We start from the raw sequence: 14,116 nt of genomic DNA, 5'->3' as shown, positions 1-14,116 counted from the left end.
TCACCCTCAGTATGAGACGTAAACGTCTGTAAGCAGGTCTTCCGGAGCCGGATAGGCAGCGGCGCGCGCTTTGAATACAGCATCATCGACAAGTGCTTCAACCGCCGCGTCGATCGCCGCCAGTTCCTCAAGGGAGATGTGTTGTTTGACCCTGGCGGTGAAAATCTTCAGCGGATCATGTTGTTCGCGCAGACGTTGAACTTCGCCCTCAGCGCGGTAAAGCGCCGGATCGCCCTCAAAGTGACCGTGCCAGCGGAAAGCTTTGGCCTCAATCACGCTTGGGCCTCCACCTTCTCGGGCGCGCTTGACGGCCTCTGAGGTGGCATCGTAAACGGCAAAGAAATCTGTGCCATCAACCGTCACTGCCGGTAAACCGAAGCCCGCGGCGCGCCCGGCGATATCACGACCACCGACGGCGTAATCATGGCCAGTACCTTCGCCATAACCGTTGTTCTCGAAAATAAAGATGGCAGGGAGTTGCAGCACCACTGCCATGTTGATGGCTTCAAATACCAGGCCCTGATTAGAACCGCCGTCACCGGTAAAAGAGACCCCAACGTTACCGGTCTTGAGGGTTTTGGCCGTCAGAGCAGCGCCGATGGCTAACGGAGGGGCGCCACCCACGATAGCGTTCGCACCCAGCATACCTTTCGACAGATCGGCAATATGCATAGAGCCTCCCTTGCCCCGGCATAATCCGCTGTCCTTACCGAATATTTCAGCCATCATGCCGTGAATATCGCAGCCTTTGGCAATACAGTGGCCATGCCCACGGTGCGTGGACCCAATGAAATCAGCGTTAGTGAGATTTTCGCAGACCCCCACCGCAATGGCTTCCTCACCGGTATAAAGGTGAATGAAGCCCGGAATATCCCCGCTGGTGTTTTCCTGATGCAAACGCTCCTCAAACGTCCGGATTTCGCGCATCTTACGGTAAGCCTGGAGTAAAGCCTGTTTGTTAAGCATCACTTAATTCTCCTCAGTAAAGGTCGTCAGGCGGGGGTTTGACAGGCTGGAAGCCCCTTAACCACGCCGATGCAATGAATCTACGAGTGCGACGAGGAGGTGCGAAGCCACCTTCATGGGGGGGTAGGAGGGGGTTTTCATGCTTGAGGTCAAACTTTATAAATTTTATGTATCTATCGAGAGGGGTGGCTCCATGCCATCCCGGGCTCTGGCGTACAATTGATAAAAAAATAATACGAGTAGATAACTACGGATGAAGCCATCGGATTTGAAAAGTCGCCAGGCAACTTCACTGGTCTCCGGGCCATTGCGGCTGACGAGAGATTTGCCGCTAATCCTGACCAAATTCGTTCCACCACGCTCTTCGATACGGCTGCTACAGCGCTCACGGCTTCTGCTCCTCCTCGATCGCATGCAGCGACGCCGTCTGGGCGTCGTTTGCGCGGGTGCTGGATTTGGCAAAACCACGCTGTTGGCGCAGTGGTATCAGCAAATGATTGCCCAGGGTGAACGCGTTGCCTGGCTTAGCCTCGATGAGGATGATGATGGCGTATGGCAGTTCATTCCTTATCTGCTGCAAGCATTGCGGCCGCTCTATGGCGATTGGGACGCCGACTTTTGGCGCAACATAGAAGAACAGACGCCCTCCAGTTCTCAACAGCTGCTGGCCGGGTTGATTAACCAACTGCATTACTGTCCGCACGACCTGTATCTGATCGTTGATGACTTCCATATGATTAATGATGCTGGTGTATATGAAGCCCTGGGATATTTGCTCAAGCATGCTCCTGCCGCCTTGCACCTGATCATTGGCAGCCGTTTCCACCCCAGTCTCTCTCTGAGCCTGCTTCAGGCACAGGACCAGCTGGTGGAAATCTACGATCGAGACCTGCAATTTACGCTTGAAGAAACCAGAAACTATTTCAGCCAGACGATTGACATACCACTCAGTAATCAGCATGTACAGCGGCTACTTTCCGCGACAGAGGGGTGGATCGCCGGCATGAAAATCGCTTCGTTATCCCCAGAATTGCTCAATGATCCAGAACATCTGCTGCGCAATATTCGTGGTGGAACCCGCGCTATCGCCCGTTATCTGAAAGAGGTGGTACTTGACCCATTGCCACAGGAAGTTTTTGATTTTCTCGTCAAAACATCGTTTCTTAATCGTTTAAATGCCGGGTTATGTAACGGGGTTACAGAGCGTGATGATAGTGAAGCGATACTGGCATGGATTGAGCGGCACAATCTTTTTTTGTCAGCCCTGGACGAACAAGGCTGCTGGTTTCGCTACCATCCTCTTCTGCAGGAAACCCTGCGAACGATATTGCAGCAGAACAACGATATCAACCTCAAGCACTTACATGAATTAGCCAGTCATTGGTTCGTTGAGCAGAGATTGTGGTCCGAGGCGGTACGCCACGCACTGGCAGCGGGCAAGCCGATCCATAATCCCGGGCAGGATGGCGCGGGCGCGCAGTCGCTGGCGGAAGAAGGGGATATAGATACCCTGGTTTCCTGGATGCATCACTTACCTGCGAGTACTGACCCTTCGCGCATTGACCTGCAAATCAATCTGGCCTGGGCGCTGGCGCACTATTTTCGCTTCGATGAATCGAGGCAGTTACTTGATAATCTTGACCAAATGGTCGTTAATCATCGTGATGATATAACCCCCAACGCCTGGCTCAAATTACGTGTCGTGCGCGCAATTTGCGAAGCTTTTGCCGAGAAAATCCCGGAAAGCCTGGCGATTGTTGAGCCGTTGCTGGCTAAAGTGCCCTGCGGAGACACCTGGGTCGACGGTCTCATATGCAATATTCTGAGCTACTGCCACGTGGTTAACCAGCGCTATAGCGACGCTCTTGAGGTCCAACGGCATATGCCTTGCCCGGAAAGCCCATTAGACAATCTATTTGTCTCGGTTTATCGCGCTTTTATCATCACTCAGTGCCATCTTGGTCAGGGTGACCTGGAGAACGCCTGGGGGCATGCAGAGAATGCATTGCGCCAGGCTGAGCGTTATACCGGCCCTCAGTCGACCAGCGGCGCGACGCTTGCGCCGCTGCTGGCGGAAATGGCTTACGAACGTATGAACCTGGACTCATTAAATACGCTGTTAGCAGATAGACTCGAATTCATCGATCGGTTTGGTCCACCCGACGCCCTGAGTCGCTGCTATACCTACCTTGCGCGCCAGGCCTTGAATGACGATATGCCGCATGAGGCAGAACGGCTGCTGGAACACGCGCAGCGACTAGCGGTGTCTCGGGGATGGCAACGGCCGCAGGCTTTATTGTTAGCAGAGCAGGCGAGAGTGCGCCTGCAGCGCGCGAATTATCCAGGCGCGGAGCTGCTGCATCGGCAACTCGAACAACTGGCGGCCCGTGCCACAATTGATGCCGAAAACCCCTGTCAACGCGCAATAGCTCAGCATGCCAATGTCAGCCGCAGCCGCCTACTTCTGGCGTCAGGTCAGGCGCCACAAGCCAGCCTTTTGCTGGGCGAACTCATGACTGAGCAGGAGCGTCGGGGAGACCGGCTCTCCGCAGCGCGTCTTCGTACGCTATGGTCATTATCATTGTGGAATAGTGGCGAAAACGCGGCGGCCGTGGCTGCATTGCAGCCCGTCCTGCAATTAGCGGCACAACAGCATCTCAAACGTATTTTTCTTGATGCTGGCGATGCATTGCAGCTTCTGCTTGTCCGTGTACGCGAAACTTCGGCAGCCAGCGAAGGGGATGCCCCTTGGCCCGGGAAAGGGAGCCTGTCTGAAGGCAAGCGGATTGAGCATGAAAACCTTGATGTTAACCAGGAGCTCAGTGAGCGAGAGCTGCAGATATTACAGCTCATTGCTGACGGTCAGATGAACAAAGAAATCGCTCGCTCCCTGACTATCTCTACTGAGACGGTGAAATGGCACATCAAGAACATCTACGCCAAGCTCAAAGTCAATAGTCGTACGCAAGCCATGAGTCGGGCTCTGGAAATGAAGTTACTGGATTAATAATGTCAGTGATGCGCAAATATTATCCATAAGTGAATATGTCAATGGCATCTGTTAGCTGACTTTTTACGGGCTGCCCGACGAGGGCTGTCTGATTTTGAGTTCAGGTCTTTAGCATCTCCTGTAGCCTTCACGTACAATAGATTTCACCGGGGGAGGCAGAGCAGGGCAGAATTTACTAAAGCCTACCGGCAGACTCTCTCAGCACAGTAATATCCCTCTTGGGTGATTCCCCAAACATCCGCGTATATTCCCGGCTGAAATGGGATAAGCTTTCGTAGCCGACAGCATAGGCCGCTGTGGTGACATCGTAATGCTCATTCAGCATCAGTCGCCTTGCTTCATTGAGACGCAGCCATTTCTGATAGCGGAGCGGACTCATTCCCGCAAGCTGTCTGAAATGGTGGTGGAAGGAGGGCGTGCTCATTTGCACGCGACTTGCCAGCTCTTCGACACGTAGAGGCGAAGCAATATTGGTCTTTAACCAGTCGATAGCTTTACCGATACGGTAGCCATGGCCGTCGACTGCTGCAATCTGCCTGAGACGATCGGACCGATCGCTCATCAACAGCCGGTAATGTATCTCCCTCTGAATCAGCGGGCCGAGAACGGGAATGGCTTCAGGTTCGTCCAGTAGTGAAAGCAGGCGGCAGAAAGGCTCCAGTAAAACATCAGTCATGGTTCCTATACCGACCCCCGTTCCCGCATCTCGTTTTTTGACTGGCGGCAGGCATCCCTGGGCAATTAATTCCATCAGTACGCGCTGGTCAAGTTTGTAGGCGACGCCGACACAGGGCCGTGATGGCGATGCCTGTAACACTTCCGAACTGGCTGGCAAGTCGAGAGACGTGATCAGGAATTTTTCCGTATTATATTCATAAGCTTCACCGCCAACCCACATGATCTTCGCGCCATCAGCCACCAGGACGATACTCGGAGGAACCAGGCAGCTCACCGGAGGGGCGGGTTCGTTGCGCCGGAAGAGTTCCAGCCCTTCAACCACGGTGGGAAAATCACCGGTACCGGGCGTGCGCTGAGCAATATCCCGGGAGAGCTTGCCGAGTCGTCTCTCAACCGATTTGTCTGAAATCATTCCGTCACGCCTCATATTTGTTAAGTCTGTGCGACGTCGTCAACTTACCCGTTATGAAAAGTGAAATATACGCTTTGGCATCATGTTAATAGGATCAGGCAAATAATACAGAGTATTTTAATAACAGATTTCATTAGCGACATCCAAAATAGCCATACCGAAATGAGGCGCTGACTACAGCCCAATCCGCATCCAATTTGAATGAAGGTATGACTATCATGACGCTAAAAACTTCAACCCGCTTTTTTAATGGCGCACTCCTTGCCGGAGCGCTGGCCATGATTTCAACAGAATCTGCGGTCGCCCAGCCGGCAGCAGGCACAGCAGATTCTTCAGTACGCCTGGTTCAGACGTGGGATAAAACCTTCCCAAGGAGCGACAAAGTGGATCATCAAAAAGTAACTTTTAAAAACCGTTACGGCATTACGCTGGCCGCAGATGTGTATCTTCCTAAAGATCGCGGAAACAAGAAGCTTGCGGCACTGGTTATTTCCGGGCCCTTTGGCGCGGTAAAAGAGCAGGCCTCAGGTCTTTATGCGCAAACCTTAGCCGAGCGCGGATTTGTGACGCTGGCATTTGATCCGTCTTATACCGGCGAAAGCAGTGGGGAACCGCGCAATATCGCGTCACCCGATATTAATACCGAAGACTTTATGGCAGCCGTTGATTTTATTGGGCTGCAATCTTATGTGGACCGTGAACGTATCGGCGTCATCGGTATCTGCGGTATGGGGGGGATCGCGCTGAACGCTGTTGCCGTGGATAAACGCGTAAAAGCGGTTGTTGCCAGCACCATGTATGATATGAGCCGCGTGATGTCAAAGGGCTACAATGACAGCGTAACGCCGGCGCAACGCGAGCAGGCGCTTGAGAAGATGAGCCTTCAGCGCTGGGACGATGCGGCAAACGGTCAACCGGCCTATCAGCCAGCTTACAATAAACTGAAGGGCGGCGAAGCGCAGTTCCTCGTGGAATACGCGGACTACTATATGACCAAACGCGGATATCATCCACGTGCCGTCAACTCCGGAAACTCATGGTCCGTGACAACGCCGATGTCCTTTATGAATTTCCCGCTGATGACGTATATTAAGGAAATCTCTCCGCGCCCAATCCTGTTTGTTCATGGTGAAAAAGCGCATTCGCTTTATTTCTCTAAAACGGCATATGAAGCGGCAAATCAGCCTAAAGAGCTTCTGATTGTGAAAGATGCCACCCATGTTGATTTATATGACCGCATGGATAAGATTCCGTTTGATAACATCACGGAATTTTTTAATAAATACCTTAATAAATAAATCATAACACCGTTCGATATTCTCCGACGCAGTGTTACCAACTTTATAATAGACGAAATAACGTATAGAAAAGAGGAAAGGTTTATGCTCTGGAACCGCGAGCTTTTAGCAAAAATAGATGCGGCGGACGACCTGAAAATCGCGCCGTACCGTCCCGATATGAATACCACCGGCACGCCAACATGGATTTGGGAAGTGACGGTGGATAACCGGCTTTTCGTCCGTGCCTATAGCGGTACCCGTTCAAAATGGTATCAGGCAGCACTGTCTCAACGGGCGGGTAAGATAGTGGCTATCGGACAGGAATTCGACGTGCGGTTCGTAAAACCCGCGGACCCGGCTCTTGAAAGTAAAATCGATCGGGCCTACCAGATAAAATATTCCGGCAGCAGCTATGTTTGCGCAATGACGGAAGCTCGCGCCAGAGCGGCCACGGTTGAGATATTACCTTCGTGAATTTTCCGTCACGGAAAATGTAAAGCGTCCGGGAGTTAATCATCCCTACGCCAGTCACTGAACAACGTGTATAACAGACATCCGTCCGCTGGCTGAACGTGGTCTATTCACCATTTATGTGGCTCTTCAATAAACACAAATTCCAGCGTCGTCCGTCGCTGCGCAATTCGGTGATGCTCAGCGGGTGGATGTCGATACGCGCAAATGAGTGAAGCGGGGCGCCGAGAACGTCGACGATCGTGGCGCGGATTGCGGCGGCAGGCGCAATGGCACAGTGGCGACCTCGAATATCGACGTGTTTAGCCAGCCAGCTGCCACAGCGCGCCAGCAGCTGAGCACGTGACTCTCCGCCCGGGGGAGCGGCACCCTCCAGCCAGGCCTGGAACGCTTCGGCGTCTTGCATCATCACCTCATGCACTGGCCGACCGGCCCAGATGCCGTAGTCGGGCTCCGCCAGTTCCGTCACTGGCGTACCCTGTAAAGAGAGCGCTGCGGCGGTTTGCCTGGCGGCGGCGTCCGGGGCGAACCAGACGCGGTGATAACGGGCGACACTGCTTTGTAGCTGGCGCGCCCGTTGCCACTCCCGCGCCTCCAGAGGGTCATCACAGGGAAAGTGTGAACCTCTGGAGGCTGCCGTTTCTCCCTGACAAATCAGCGTTAGCGACGCTCTCATGTTGTTAACCGCGCCGGAAGGCCGGGCGATGTTCGCGTGTCGTCGGCGTGCGTTCGGCTAAAGCACCGAAAGCCACGCCGATGACGCCCCAGAGCACCAGATGCGTGCCGAAGGAACTTATGCGGAAACGCCATAGCAGGTCCGCCGGGAAGGGGTCGGAGACTTCGTTCACTGTCGGCATCAGGGCACAAACCACGAGCATCAGCGCCACGGCGAACAGCGTTGCCCACATCATCGCATTCCCTCTGCCGAGGCGCGGCGTGAGCTGATGTGATAACCACGCGGCCGCGATGACGATGCCGATAGAAAGCAACATCATGACGAAATAGAGCCCGGTACGATAGCCGATAGTCTCCGGGTTGCCGACTGCGGGCGGATTGGGCGGGTATTTCAGACCTGGCATCAGGCTCATTGCCAGGAAGCCGGCCAGCGCCAGGCACAACGCCAGCACACGCGGGTCCGATGGCCCAAAGCGCTGGTAGCTAAAGGCCCACGCCAGCGCCAGACCGCCGCCCAGCGCGGCGCCAAACAGCGCCATGCCGGTCATCAGGCCAATCCCGGACTGGGTCTGTCGGCTAAACACCTCTTCTTCTTCGCCGTCTGCTGACGCGCCGTGGTGGTGAGCGTGAGCTGACATGCTTTTTTCCAGGCCAATCGCGCGATCGACCTGCGGCTCGCCGAAATGGTGTGCAAAGGCAAATGCCACCATCCCGGCCAGAACGCCGGCCATCATCCCTTTAAATAACAGTTTGCCAATCATTTCCGCCTCCTCAGTGGCAGGGAAAGCCCAGCAGATGACGTGCGTCGTGGAAGAATTCATGCACCTGCGTGCCGGAAAACATCGACGTTGCGCCTTGTTCTGCGCCAACGAAATAGATGGCCAGCAGCGCCAGCAGGGCGGTGAACAGCGCCCAGGGCAACAGTTTCGCGACAGGAATGGGAGCAGCCGGGGTGTGGGCATTAAGGGTGATATCACTCATGGTGTAACTCCATTATCGATTTTGCTGTTGATAGAGAGTGCCGGACTCACCGTGACCGGCACGCCCGGCGAAAGGTGATGATGGCTATGTGCCGGCGGGCAACTGGCGTTCGCCAGTACAATCGGCTGGCCGTGGGGCGTGTTGAGATACGCCTTGCGCCACTCCTGCGTCCGTCGGTTGATTTCATCCGGCACCGTCAGGTTGAGTGCCGTCATCATGTTTTCCATCGCCGCCGTCCACTGACGATAGTAGGCATCATTCGCGCTTTCACCCGGTTGCGCCGGCGCCGCGTTGATCTCTTTACTGAATGTCTGTACCCATTCTGCCCACGGGAACAGCCCGGCCCGGTGGAGATGGACTATCAGGGAGAACGCTTTTGCCTGCCAGGGCTTATCGAACACCGGCCCTTCCTCATCGCGCGGTAACCCGAGGGCGGCGTAATCGTGTTGTGCTACCGTATTATTCATGCTTCCTCCAGATAGTCGTCCCACAGATCGATGAACACTTTGTCAGGGCGCGGCTCTCCCCACAGCGCCTGCGCGGTGAAACTGACGCTGTAAACATGCTGGGGATGTTCGCCCAGCCCGTGCGCCGCAGTATCTGGCGTGATAAACACACCGTGAGCGATCTCTATGCGACCGACTTTATCGCGTGCGTAGCGTGGCAGGCGGGTATGGGTGGTCGGGTTGAAATTTTTCGTTCGTACCCAATCGCCCACCCGGAAGCGGGGCGCAACATCGTGACTGACCCGAGCAGACCCGCCGGTGCTGACCACCATCGACACCATCTCCTGCGTCAGCACAGGTGTGCCAGGCTTGCAAGGGGCAGGCTTCGCGCCACCCCACAGTTCTTCAACGGTGATCGCCCCCTTTGCCAGCAGCAGCGTTTCGAATGCATGCAGCCAGTGCTCGTAGTAGCTCGACTGCAAATATTCGGTCGGCGCCATACGTTCGATGGCGTGGCGAAATTCATCGACGTTAAAATGTCCGCCGACGAACAACGAGGCGAACAGAGGAAATACCCGGCGTTCCCACTCATGATGGAAATAGGGCTCGTTTTCCTCGGTAGGGATCGGGCCAAGGCCGTGCATCCCCCCCAGATCATGTATCCCGTTCATGGTTTTCTCCTTTCGTTATGGTGCGCTAACCACACCGGTGCCAATCATCGAATCGCGCGTGATGAGTTCGCTCAACTGCGCTTCGCTCCAGCCTTCCGTGCCTGCCGGACGTTCAGGCAGGACCAGATAGCGCAGCTCGGCGCTGCTGTCCCAGACGCGAATCTCTTTGTTTTCTGGTATGTGTAACCCGAACTCGGCGAGAACGCCGCGCGGGTCGATGACGATACGCGAACGATAGGGCGCTGATTTGTACCACACCGGCGGCAGACCCAGCACCGGCCAGGGGTAGCAGGAACACAGCGTACAAACGGTGACGTTATGCACGTCCGGCGTGTTCTCCACGACCAGCATGTCTTCGCCCTGTATTCCGGAGAAACCCAGTTCAGCAATAGCGGCAGTGGCGTTTTCCATCAGTCGACGTTTGTATTCCGGGTCGCTCCACGCTCTGGCGACAACCTGTGCGCCGTTTCGGGGGCCGACTTTGTGCTCGTAGGTGTCAATCAGCTCATCCAGCGCAGCCGGGTCGATCAGGCCTTTTTCCTGCAGCAGGGATTCCAGTGCGCGGACGCGTAGCTCGATATCAACGGGGGGGTGGGTATGGTCGTGGTCGTGTTTATGGCTCATTTTAGGCTTCCCGAGAGTTAAGGTTAAAACGTCCGCCAGTCACCGCAGGCTTCGAAAGCGGCGGCGGCCTGATAGAGCGTGTTTTCAGCGTAATGACGTCCTACCAGCATCATGCCAACCGGAAGTCCGTCGACCATGCCACAGGGGATAGACATGGCCGGGTGACCGGTGATGTCCTGCGCAGCGGTGTTACCGATCATTTCGAAAGCGCGCGAGATGTATTCGGTGATGGAGCAGTCCGGGTCTGGTATCGGCTGAGCGAGGACAGGCACGGTAGGCATCATCAGCAGGTCGAAATCGCTCAGGGCCCGGTCGTAGCCGGCGCGGGCCCGACGCGCGATATTCTGCGCTCTGGCGTAGTAGCGACCGTTATAGCGCTCCAGCCCATACTGGCCGACGAACATGCAAACTTTGAGCGACGGGGAGAGGGCATCCGCGCTGTCGCGCCATTGCGCGTGTTTGTCCAGCAGGCTGACGTCGTACTGGCCTTCCCAGTTAAAACCCATGCCGTTGCCGTGCATCATCTGGGCGGTCAGACCTTCGCAGCCGATAGGCGACCAAAGCGCGCCCGCCAGATTGTGTTCCGGCACGGAAATTTCGCTAACGATGGCGCCCAGTGCTTGCAGGCGGGCGATGGCGTCCCGCACCTTCGTTTCTACCTGCGGGTCCATATTCGGCAACTGGAATCCCTCGGTCAGAATGCCGATTTTCAGGCCGCGCACACCTTTTCCGAGGGCGGCGGTATAGCTCTCTACAACGGGCGCGTACTGACGCGGGTCAAGCCCGTCACTTCCGGCGATGGTTTCCAGCATCAGCGCGTTGTCGCGCACGTTGGCGGTGATGGGACCGGCGTGGTCGATGGTCGCCTCAATCGGCATGATGCCCGTGTAAGGCACCAGACCGTGGGTCGGTTTCATGCCGTAGGTACCACAAAAGGCGGAAGGGATACGGATAGAACCACCCTGATCGCAGCCTATCGCCATGTCCACTTCGCCAGCCGCCACCAGTGCGGCGCTGCCGGAGGACGAACCGCCGGAGGAATAGCCATGACGATGGGGATTGTGCACCGGGGCCGGGTCGGAAGTGTGGCTGCCGCCGGAGAGGCAGAAGTGCTCGCAGGTGGCTTTGCCGAGAATCGTCGCCCCGGCATCCAGCAGGCGGGTGGCCACGGTCGCGTCGTAGGATGGGACGAAACCTTCGAGCGTGGAGGCGCCGTTCATCATCGGTACGCCGGCGAGCGAGACATTGTCTTTCAGAGCGATGGTCCGCCCGGCCAGCGCGCCAGTCGCTGCACCTTTTACCTCCGTTTTGTAATACCAGGCATTGAGCGGATTGTCCTCGCCAGTCGGACGATAGCCGGCGGCGCGCGGATAGCGGACCTCCGGGATATCGTCGGGAAGGGAGTCGATCAGATCGTAAGCGTCGAAGTTAGCCTGCATCACCGCCAGATATTCCTCGGCCTGCGCCGGCGTCAGGCTGATATGCAGCCGACTGGCAAGCTCCTGGAGTTGTTCGGCAGTGGGACGTTGAATAGCCATGTTGTTTCCTTTTTCTGTGTTTGCTCATGCGCCTGTCTTGAACATAAGCCCGGAATGCCATCCTGACTTGGTTATCCGGGTCAGTCGTTTGGCTGAAATGGACACCCGCGCAGCCTGTGGGTGTCCGTAAGGTGTTAAGACGGCTTATCGGCTTTAGGCCAGTGGATACCGACACTTTTCATGCCTTTGGTCACGTCCATGTCCGGGTGTGAGAGCACCACGTCGCGATACGAAGGACTGCCGATGACCGCGGGCTTGAATTGAGTCAGGAAAGCGGTGACCTCTTCACGAATATCCTGCGGCACATTGAAGTTTTCGTAACACTCGTCGATAGACTCGAATACGGCTTTCCAGTGCACCTCGGTCAGCCCCATGCCGCGATGCGCGGTCACCATATCTCGTCCCCGATAGACGGTGTTGCCACCCCAGTGCTTGCACAAGAAATCAACGAAGTTGATATGCTCTTTCTGAAATGAAGACTCGGACACGTGCGCCCAGATATGGCCGATGTCGGGATGCTTCATACAGGTCTTCAACACTTCGCCTGCGAAGGCGTAGACGGCGTCATACCCGCCGAGACGTTCATAGAGAGACGGCTTTTGCTGCTGTTCGCTCATGGTGGATTTCTCCGTAACATGTGAGTGGAAGGGGGTGCATAGGTCTCTGTTCAATCAGAACAGTTTCATCACGCGCAGGGTGGTGTGGAGATCTTCCTTAAAACCGCCATCGACGTTGATGTCGCGTTGGAGCAAGCCCTGCACTTGCACCGTGGGGGTGATGAATTTCGACAATTCCAGCCTTACCTGATCCGAACGCGTCGCTTGTCCGTTCTCGACGCCGTCGATCTGCTGCTTACCGCCCCACAATTTGGCGTAACCGGCGGAGACGGTCCAGGTGTTGTCTGCGGGCGGCGTCCAGCTTACCCAGCCCTGAAATTGATAGGTGTTGTCTTGTTTGAGGCGGCCGGTGCCGATGCCCGTGGCATCGTCGTTGTCGCCATACCACATCGCATCAGCGGACAGCTGCGTGGCGAAACCGTTACCAAGCTGCTGCACGCCGCCAAGCTGCAGATCGAACTTCCAGCGGTTCTCACCGACGTTGAGCGTGCGCCCGGCATCGTAGGAACCGGCAGGGACGTACAGGTAGGGCACGAGGGCGAAGGTGGTGCTGGGGTTGTTCACCAGCCAGACCGGGGTGGCCAGAATGGGGTCGCCCAGGCCGCTGGCGGAATCGAGGCGGGCACCGCCCAGGGAGCCGTTATAAAGACGTCCGTAGGGCATCAGCACCTGCGGCGCGACCGTGAAGCCCCCCACATCCATATAGTGGACGTAACGAAAGATGCTGACGAAGGAGTCCAGCCCGGTGCCTTGCTTAATTTCGTCGCCACCTGTGGGGGTAAAGCTGTCTCGCGTGGCGTAGGTGAGGCGGGTACGGCCAGCTTGAACAGGGAGGACGCAAGGCAGCGCTGGCGGCGGATAGCCTGGTGTTATACGACGCCGCGCAGACGTTCAGTTTCAGCTTGGGTGGGGGCGATAATCACCTGGTGAGGATCCCGCGGCATCTGCTGAGTTGTCGTTTGCCGAGGATTGAAACGCTCACCGCTATGGTACTGGATGACAGTCGGCCCGGCGTGATTCCACTGCGTGAAATGCTGCGTCAGGCGACAGCGATGCCCGCGTGTCTGGACAACCCAGATATTTCTGGCCGTTTCTCCCAGACGATGCTGGATCTGCTGGTGCTGAGTCTGGAATTGCAGGATCTGGATAACGTGAGTGCTGAGCGCGATCTGTACGCCAGGATGATGATTTACATTCGGCGGCAGCTTGTCGATCCAGATTTGAACATTGAGAGCCTGGCTCGGGCGCACCATGTTTCCATTCGCACCGTCACGCGTGCTTTCGCCCGCCACAAAAAAACGCCGATGGCCGTGATTTGGCAGGAGAGGCTGCGAGCGAGCCGAGAGGCCCTCGAACGCGGACGAGTCAGTAGCGTGTCCCAGGCGGCGCTGGATTTCGGCTTCTCTGATTTCTCTCATTTCAGCCACGCCTTCCGCAAAGCCTTTGGCATCTCGCCTCGCTCATTATTGCCCAAAGAGCAGCAGGGAGCGACGCCATCGAACAGGCACACCGGGTCAGACTCCTGAGTCTGCGCGATATGAGTGCGAGCTGCGCGTGACGGAAGGCGCTCCCAGGCGTTGCGGCGGCAGGTGGATGACACGATGGCGTTAGTTCTTTAGCGACGGGAAATGATTTGAATATCCCGGCTTAGCGCGGGGTAAGGTAAGGGTATGGGGGCGCATTGCGGCAGACTCGGTTTCTTTAATGGCATTTAACATAATATACATTATGCGCACCAATATAGAAG

At 56.1% G+C, this 14,116-nt stretch carries 14 protein-coding genes and 1 pseudogene; 4 read left to right on the top strand and 11 right to left on the bottom strand.

The window, feature by feature from the left end; genetic code table 11:
- Positions 1-6 precede the first annotated feature (6 nt).
- Positions 7-966, bottom strand: coding sequence for a thiamine pyrophosphate-dependent dehydrogenase E1 component subunit alpha (locus ABLU96_RS09620; RefSeq protein ID WP_162557587.1), 960 nt, complete (start codon positions 964-966; stop codon positions 7-9).
- A 253-nt stretch (positions 967-1,219) separates the two neighbouring features.
- Between ABLU96_RS09620 and ABLU96_RS09615 the strand changes: the two genes are divergently transcribed.
- Entirely contained in the window at positions 1,220-3,973 is a 2,754-nt protein-coding gene (locus ABLU96_RS09615; RefSeq protein WP_064404942.1) for a LuxR C-terminal-related transcriptional regulator, read from the top strand.
- A 178-nt stretch (positions 3,974-4,151) separates the two neighbouring features.
- On the opposite strand, the gene ABLU96_RS09610 is transcribed toward ABLU96_RS09615, so the two are convergent.
- Positions 4,152-5,066, bottom strand: a complete 915-nt coding sequence (locus ABLU96_RS09610) for an AraC family transcriptional regulator (protein ID WP_064404944.1) — start codon at positions 5,064-5,066, stop codon at positions 4,152-4,154.
- A gap of 209 nt (positions 5,067-5,275) precedes the next feature.
- On the opposite strand from ABLU96_RS09610, the gene ABLU96_RS09605 reads away from it, so the two are divergent.
- Positions 5,276-6,364 carry an alpha/beta hydrolase gene (locus tag ABLU96_RS09605; protein ID WP_163520707.1) on the top strand — a complete coding sequence of 363 codons (1,089 nt, stop codon included), beginning with the start codon at positions 5,276-5,278 and terminating at the stop codon, positions 6,362-6,364.
- 84 nt (positions 6,365-6,448) lie between these two features.
- On the top strand, positions 6,449-6,820 hold the full coding sequence (locus ABLU96_RS09600) for a DUF2255 family protein (RefSeq protein ID WP_064404945.1): 372 nt from the start codon (positions 6,449-6,451) through the stop codon (positions 6,818-6,820).
- Between the two features lie 103 nt (positions 6,821-6,923).
- Here the strand turns inward: ABLU96_RS09600 and ABLU96_RS09595 are convergent, their stop codons facing one another.
- The 9 genes from ABLU96_RS09595 to ABLU96_RS09555 all read right to left on the bottom strand — a co-directional run bounded on the left by ABLU96_RS09595 (position 6,924) and on the right by ABLU96_RS09555 (position 13,215).
- Positions 6,924-7,493: a histidine phosphatase family protein gene (locus tag ABLU96_RS09595; protein WP_047723907.1), complete on the bottom strand. Its 570-nt coding sequence runs from the start codon at positions 7,491-7,493 to the stop codon at positions 6,924-6,926.
- A gap of 4 nt (positions 7,494-7,497) precedes the next feature.
- Positions 7,498-8,253, bottom strand: a complete 756-nt coding sequence (locus ABLU96_RS09590) for a CbtA family protein (RefSeq protein WP_064404947.1) — start codon at positions 8,251-8,253, stop codon at positions 7,498-7,500.
- Positions 8,254-8,263: 10 nt separating this feature from the next.
- Complete coding sequence (locus ABLU96_RS09585) at positions 8,264-8,473, bottom strand: CbtB-domain containing protein (protein WP_004850884.1); 210 nt, start codon at positions 8,471-8,473, stop codon at positions 8,264-8,266.
- Positions 8,470-8,940 carry a nitrile hydratase accessory protein gene (locus tag ABLU96_RS09580; RefSeq protein ID WP_064404949.1) on the bottom strand — a complete coding sequence of 157 codons (471 nt, stop codon included), beginning with the start codon at positions 8,938-8,940 and terminating at the stop codon, positions 8,470-8,472. The genes ABLU96_RS09585 and ABLU96_RS09580 overlap by 4 nt, the downstream gene beginning before the upstream one ends.
- Positions 8,937-9,590 (bottom strand): nitrile hydratase subunit beta, encoded by a 654-nt coding sequence (gene nthB, locus ABLU96_RS09575; protein ID WP_032719090.1) that lies wholly within the window; start codon positions 9,588-9,590, stop codon positions 8,937-8,939. Before nthB ends, ABLU96_RS09580 begins: the two co-directional genes overlap by 4 nt.
- 15 nt (positions 9,591-9,605) lie before the next feature.
- Complete coding sequence (nthA, locus tag ABLU96_RS09570) at positions 9,606-10,214, bottom strand: nitrile hydratase subunit alpha (protein WP_049076625.1); 609 nt, start codon at positions 10,212-10,214, stop codon at positions 9,606-9,608.
- 23 nt (positions 10,215-10,237) lie between these two features.
- Positions 10,238-11,752, bottom strand: coding sequence for an amidase (locus ABLU96_RS09565; protein WP_064404951.1), 1,515 nt, complete (start codon positions 11,750-11,752; stop codon positions 10,238-10,240).
- Positions 11,753-11,886: 134 nt separating this feature from the next.
- On the bottom strand, positions 11,887-12,423 hold the full coding sequence (locus ABLU96_RS09560) for a group 1 truncated hemoglobin (RefSeq protein ID WP_223226793.1): 537 nt from the start codon (positions 12,421-12,423) through the stop codon (positions 11,887-11,889).
- Positions 12,424-13,215, bottom strand: a complete 792-nt coding sequence (locus ABLU96_RS09555; protein ID WP_348862496.1) for a transporter — start codon at positions 13,213-13,215, stop codon at positions 12,424-12,426.
- Between ABLU96_RS09555 and ABLU96_RS09550 the strand changes: the two are divergent.
- Positions 13,176-13,895, top strand: a pseudogene (locus ABLU96_RS09550) (AraC family transcriptional regulator); the annotation flags it as partial. The gene ABLU96_RS09555 and the pseudogene ABLU96_RS09550 sit on opposite strands and share 40 nt — an antisense overlap.
- Positions 13,896-14,116 lie beyond the last annotated feature (221 nt).

Source organism: Klebsiella sp. CN_Kp106 (genome assembly GCF_040064575.1).
Classification (GTDB): domain Bacteria; phylum Pseudomonadota; class Gammaproteobacteria; order Enterobacterales; family Enterobacteriaceae; genus Klebsiella; species Klebsiella michiganensis.
This window is presented reverse-complemented; position numbering and strand designations above follow the sequence as displayed.

What these genes read in the sequence shown, in the direction of transcription:
- ABLU96_RS09620 (WP_162557587.1), bottom strand. Translation starts at nt 966, where the DNA reads ATGCTTAACAAACAGGCTTTACTCCAGGCTTACCGTAAGATGCGCGAA.
- ABLU96_RS09615 (WP_064404942.1), top strand. Translation starts at nt 1,220, where the DNA reads ATGAAGCCATCGGATTTGAAAAGTCGCCAGGCAACTTCACTGGTCTCC.
- ABLU96_RS09610 (WP_064404944.1), bottom strand. Translation starts at nt 5,066, where the DNA reads ATGATTTCAGACAAATCGGTTGAGAGACGACTCGGCAAGCTCTCCCGG.
- ABLU96_RS09605 (WP_163520707.1), top strand. Translation starts at nt 5,276, where the DNA reads ATGACTATCATGACGCTAAAAACTTCAACCCGCTTTTTTAATGGCGCA.
- ABLU96_RS09600 (WP_064404945.1), top strand. Translation starts at nt 6,449, where the DNA reads ATGCTCTGGAACCGCGAGCTTTTAGCAAAAATAGATGCGGCGGACGAC.
- ABLU96_RS09595 (WP_047723907.1), bottom strand. Translation starts at nt 7,493, where the DNA reads ATGAGAGCGTCGCTAACGCTGATTTGTCAGGGAGAAACGGCAGCCTCC.
- ABLU96_RS09590 (WP_064404947.1), bottom strand. Translation starts at nt 8,253, where the DNA reads ATGATTGGCAAACTGTTATTTAAAGGGATGATGGCCGGCGTTCTGGCC.
- ABLU96_RS09585 (WP_004850884.1), bottom strand. Translation starts at nt 8,473, where the DNA reads ATGAGTGATATCACCCTTAATGCCCACACCCCGGCTGCTCCCATTCCT.
- ABLU96_RS09580 (WP_064404949.1), bottom strand. Translation starts at nt 8,940, where the DNA reads ATGAATAATACGGTAGCACAACACGATTACGCCGCCCTCGGGTTACCG.
- nthB (WP_032719090.1), bottom strand. Translation starts at nt 9,590, where the DNA reads ATGAACGGGATACATGATCTGGGGGGGATGCACGGCCTTGGCCCGATC.
- nthA (WP_049076625.1), bottom strand. Translation starts at nt 10,214, where the DNA reads ATGAGCCATAAACACGACCACGACCATACCCACCCCCCCGTTGATATC.
- ABLU96_RS09565 (WP_064404951.1), bottom strand. Translation starts at nt 11,752, where the DNA reads ATGGCTATTCAACGTCCCACTGCCGAACAACTCCAGGAGCTTGCCAGT.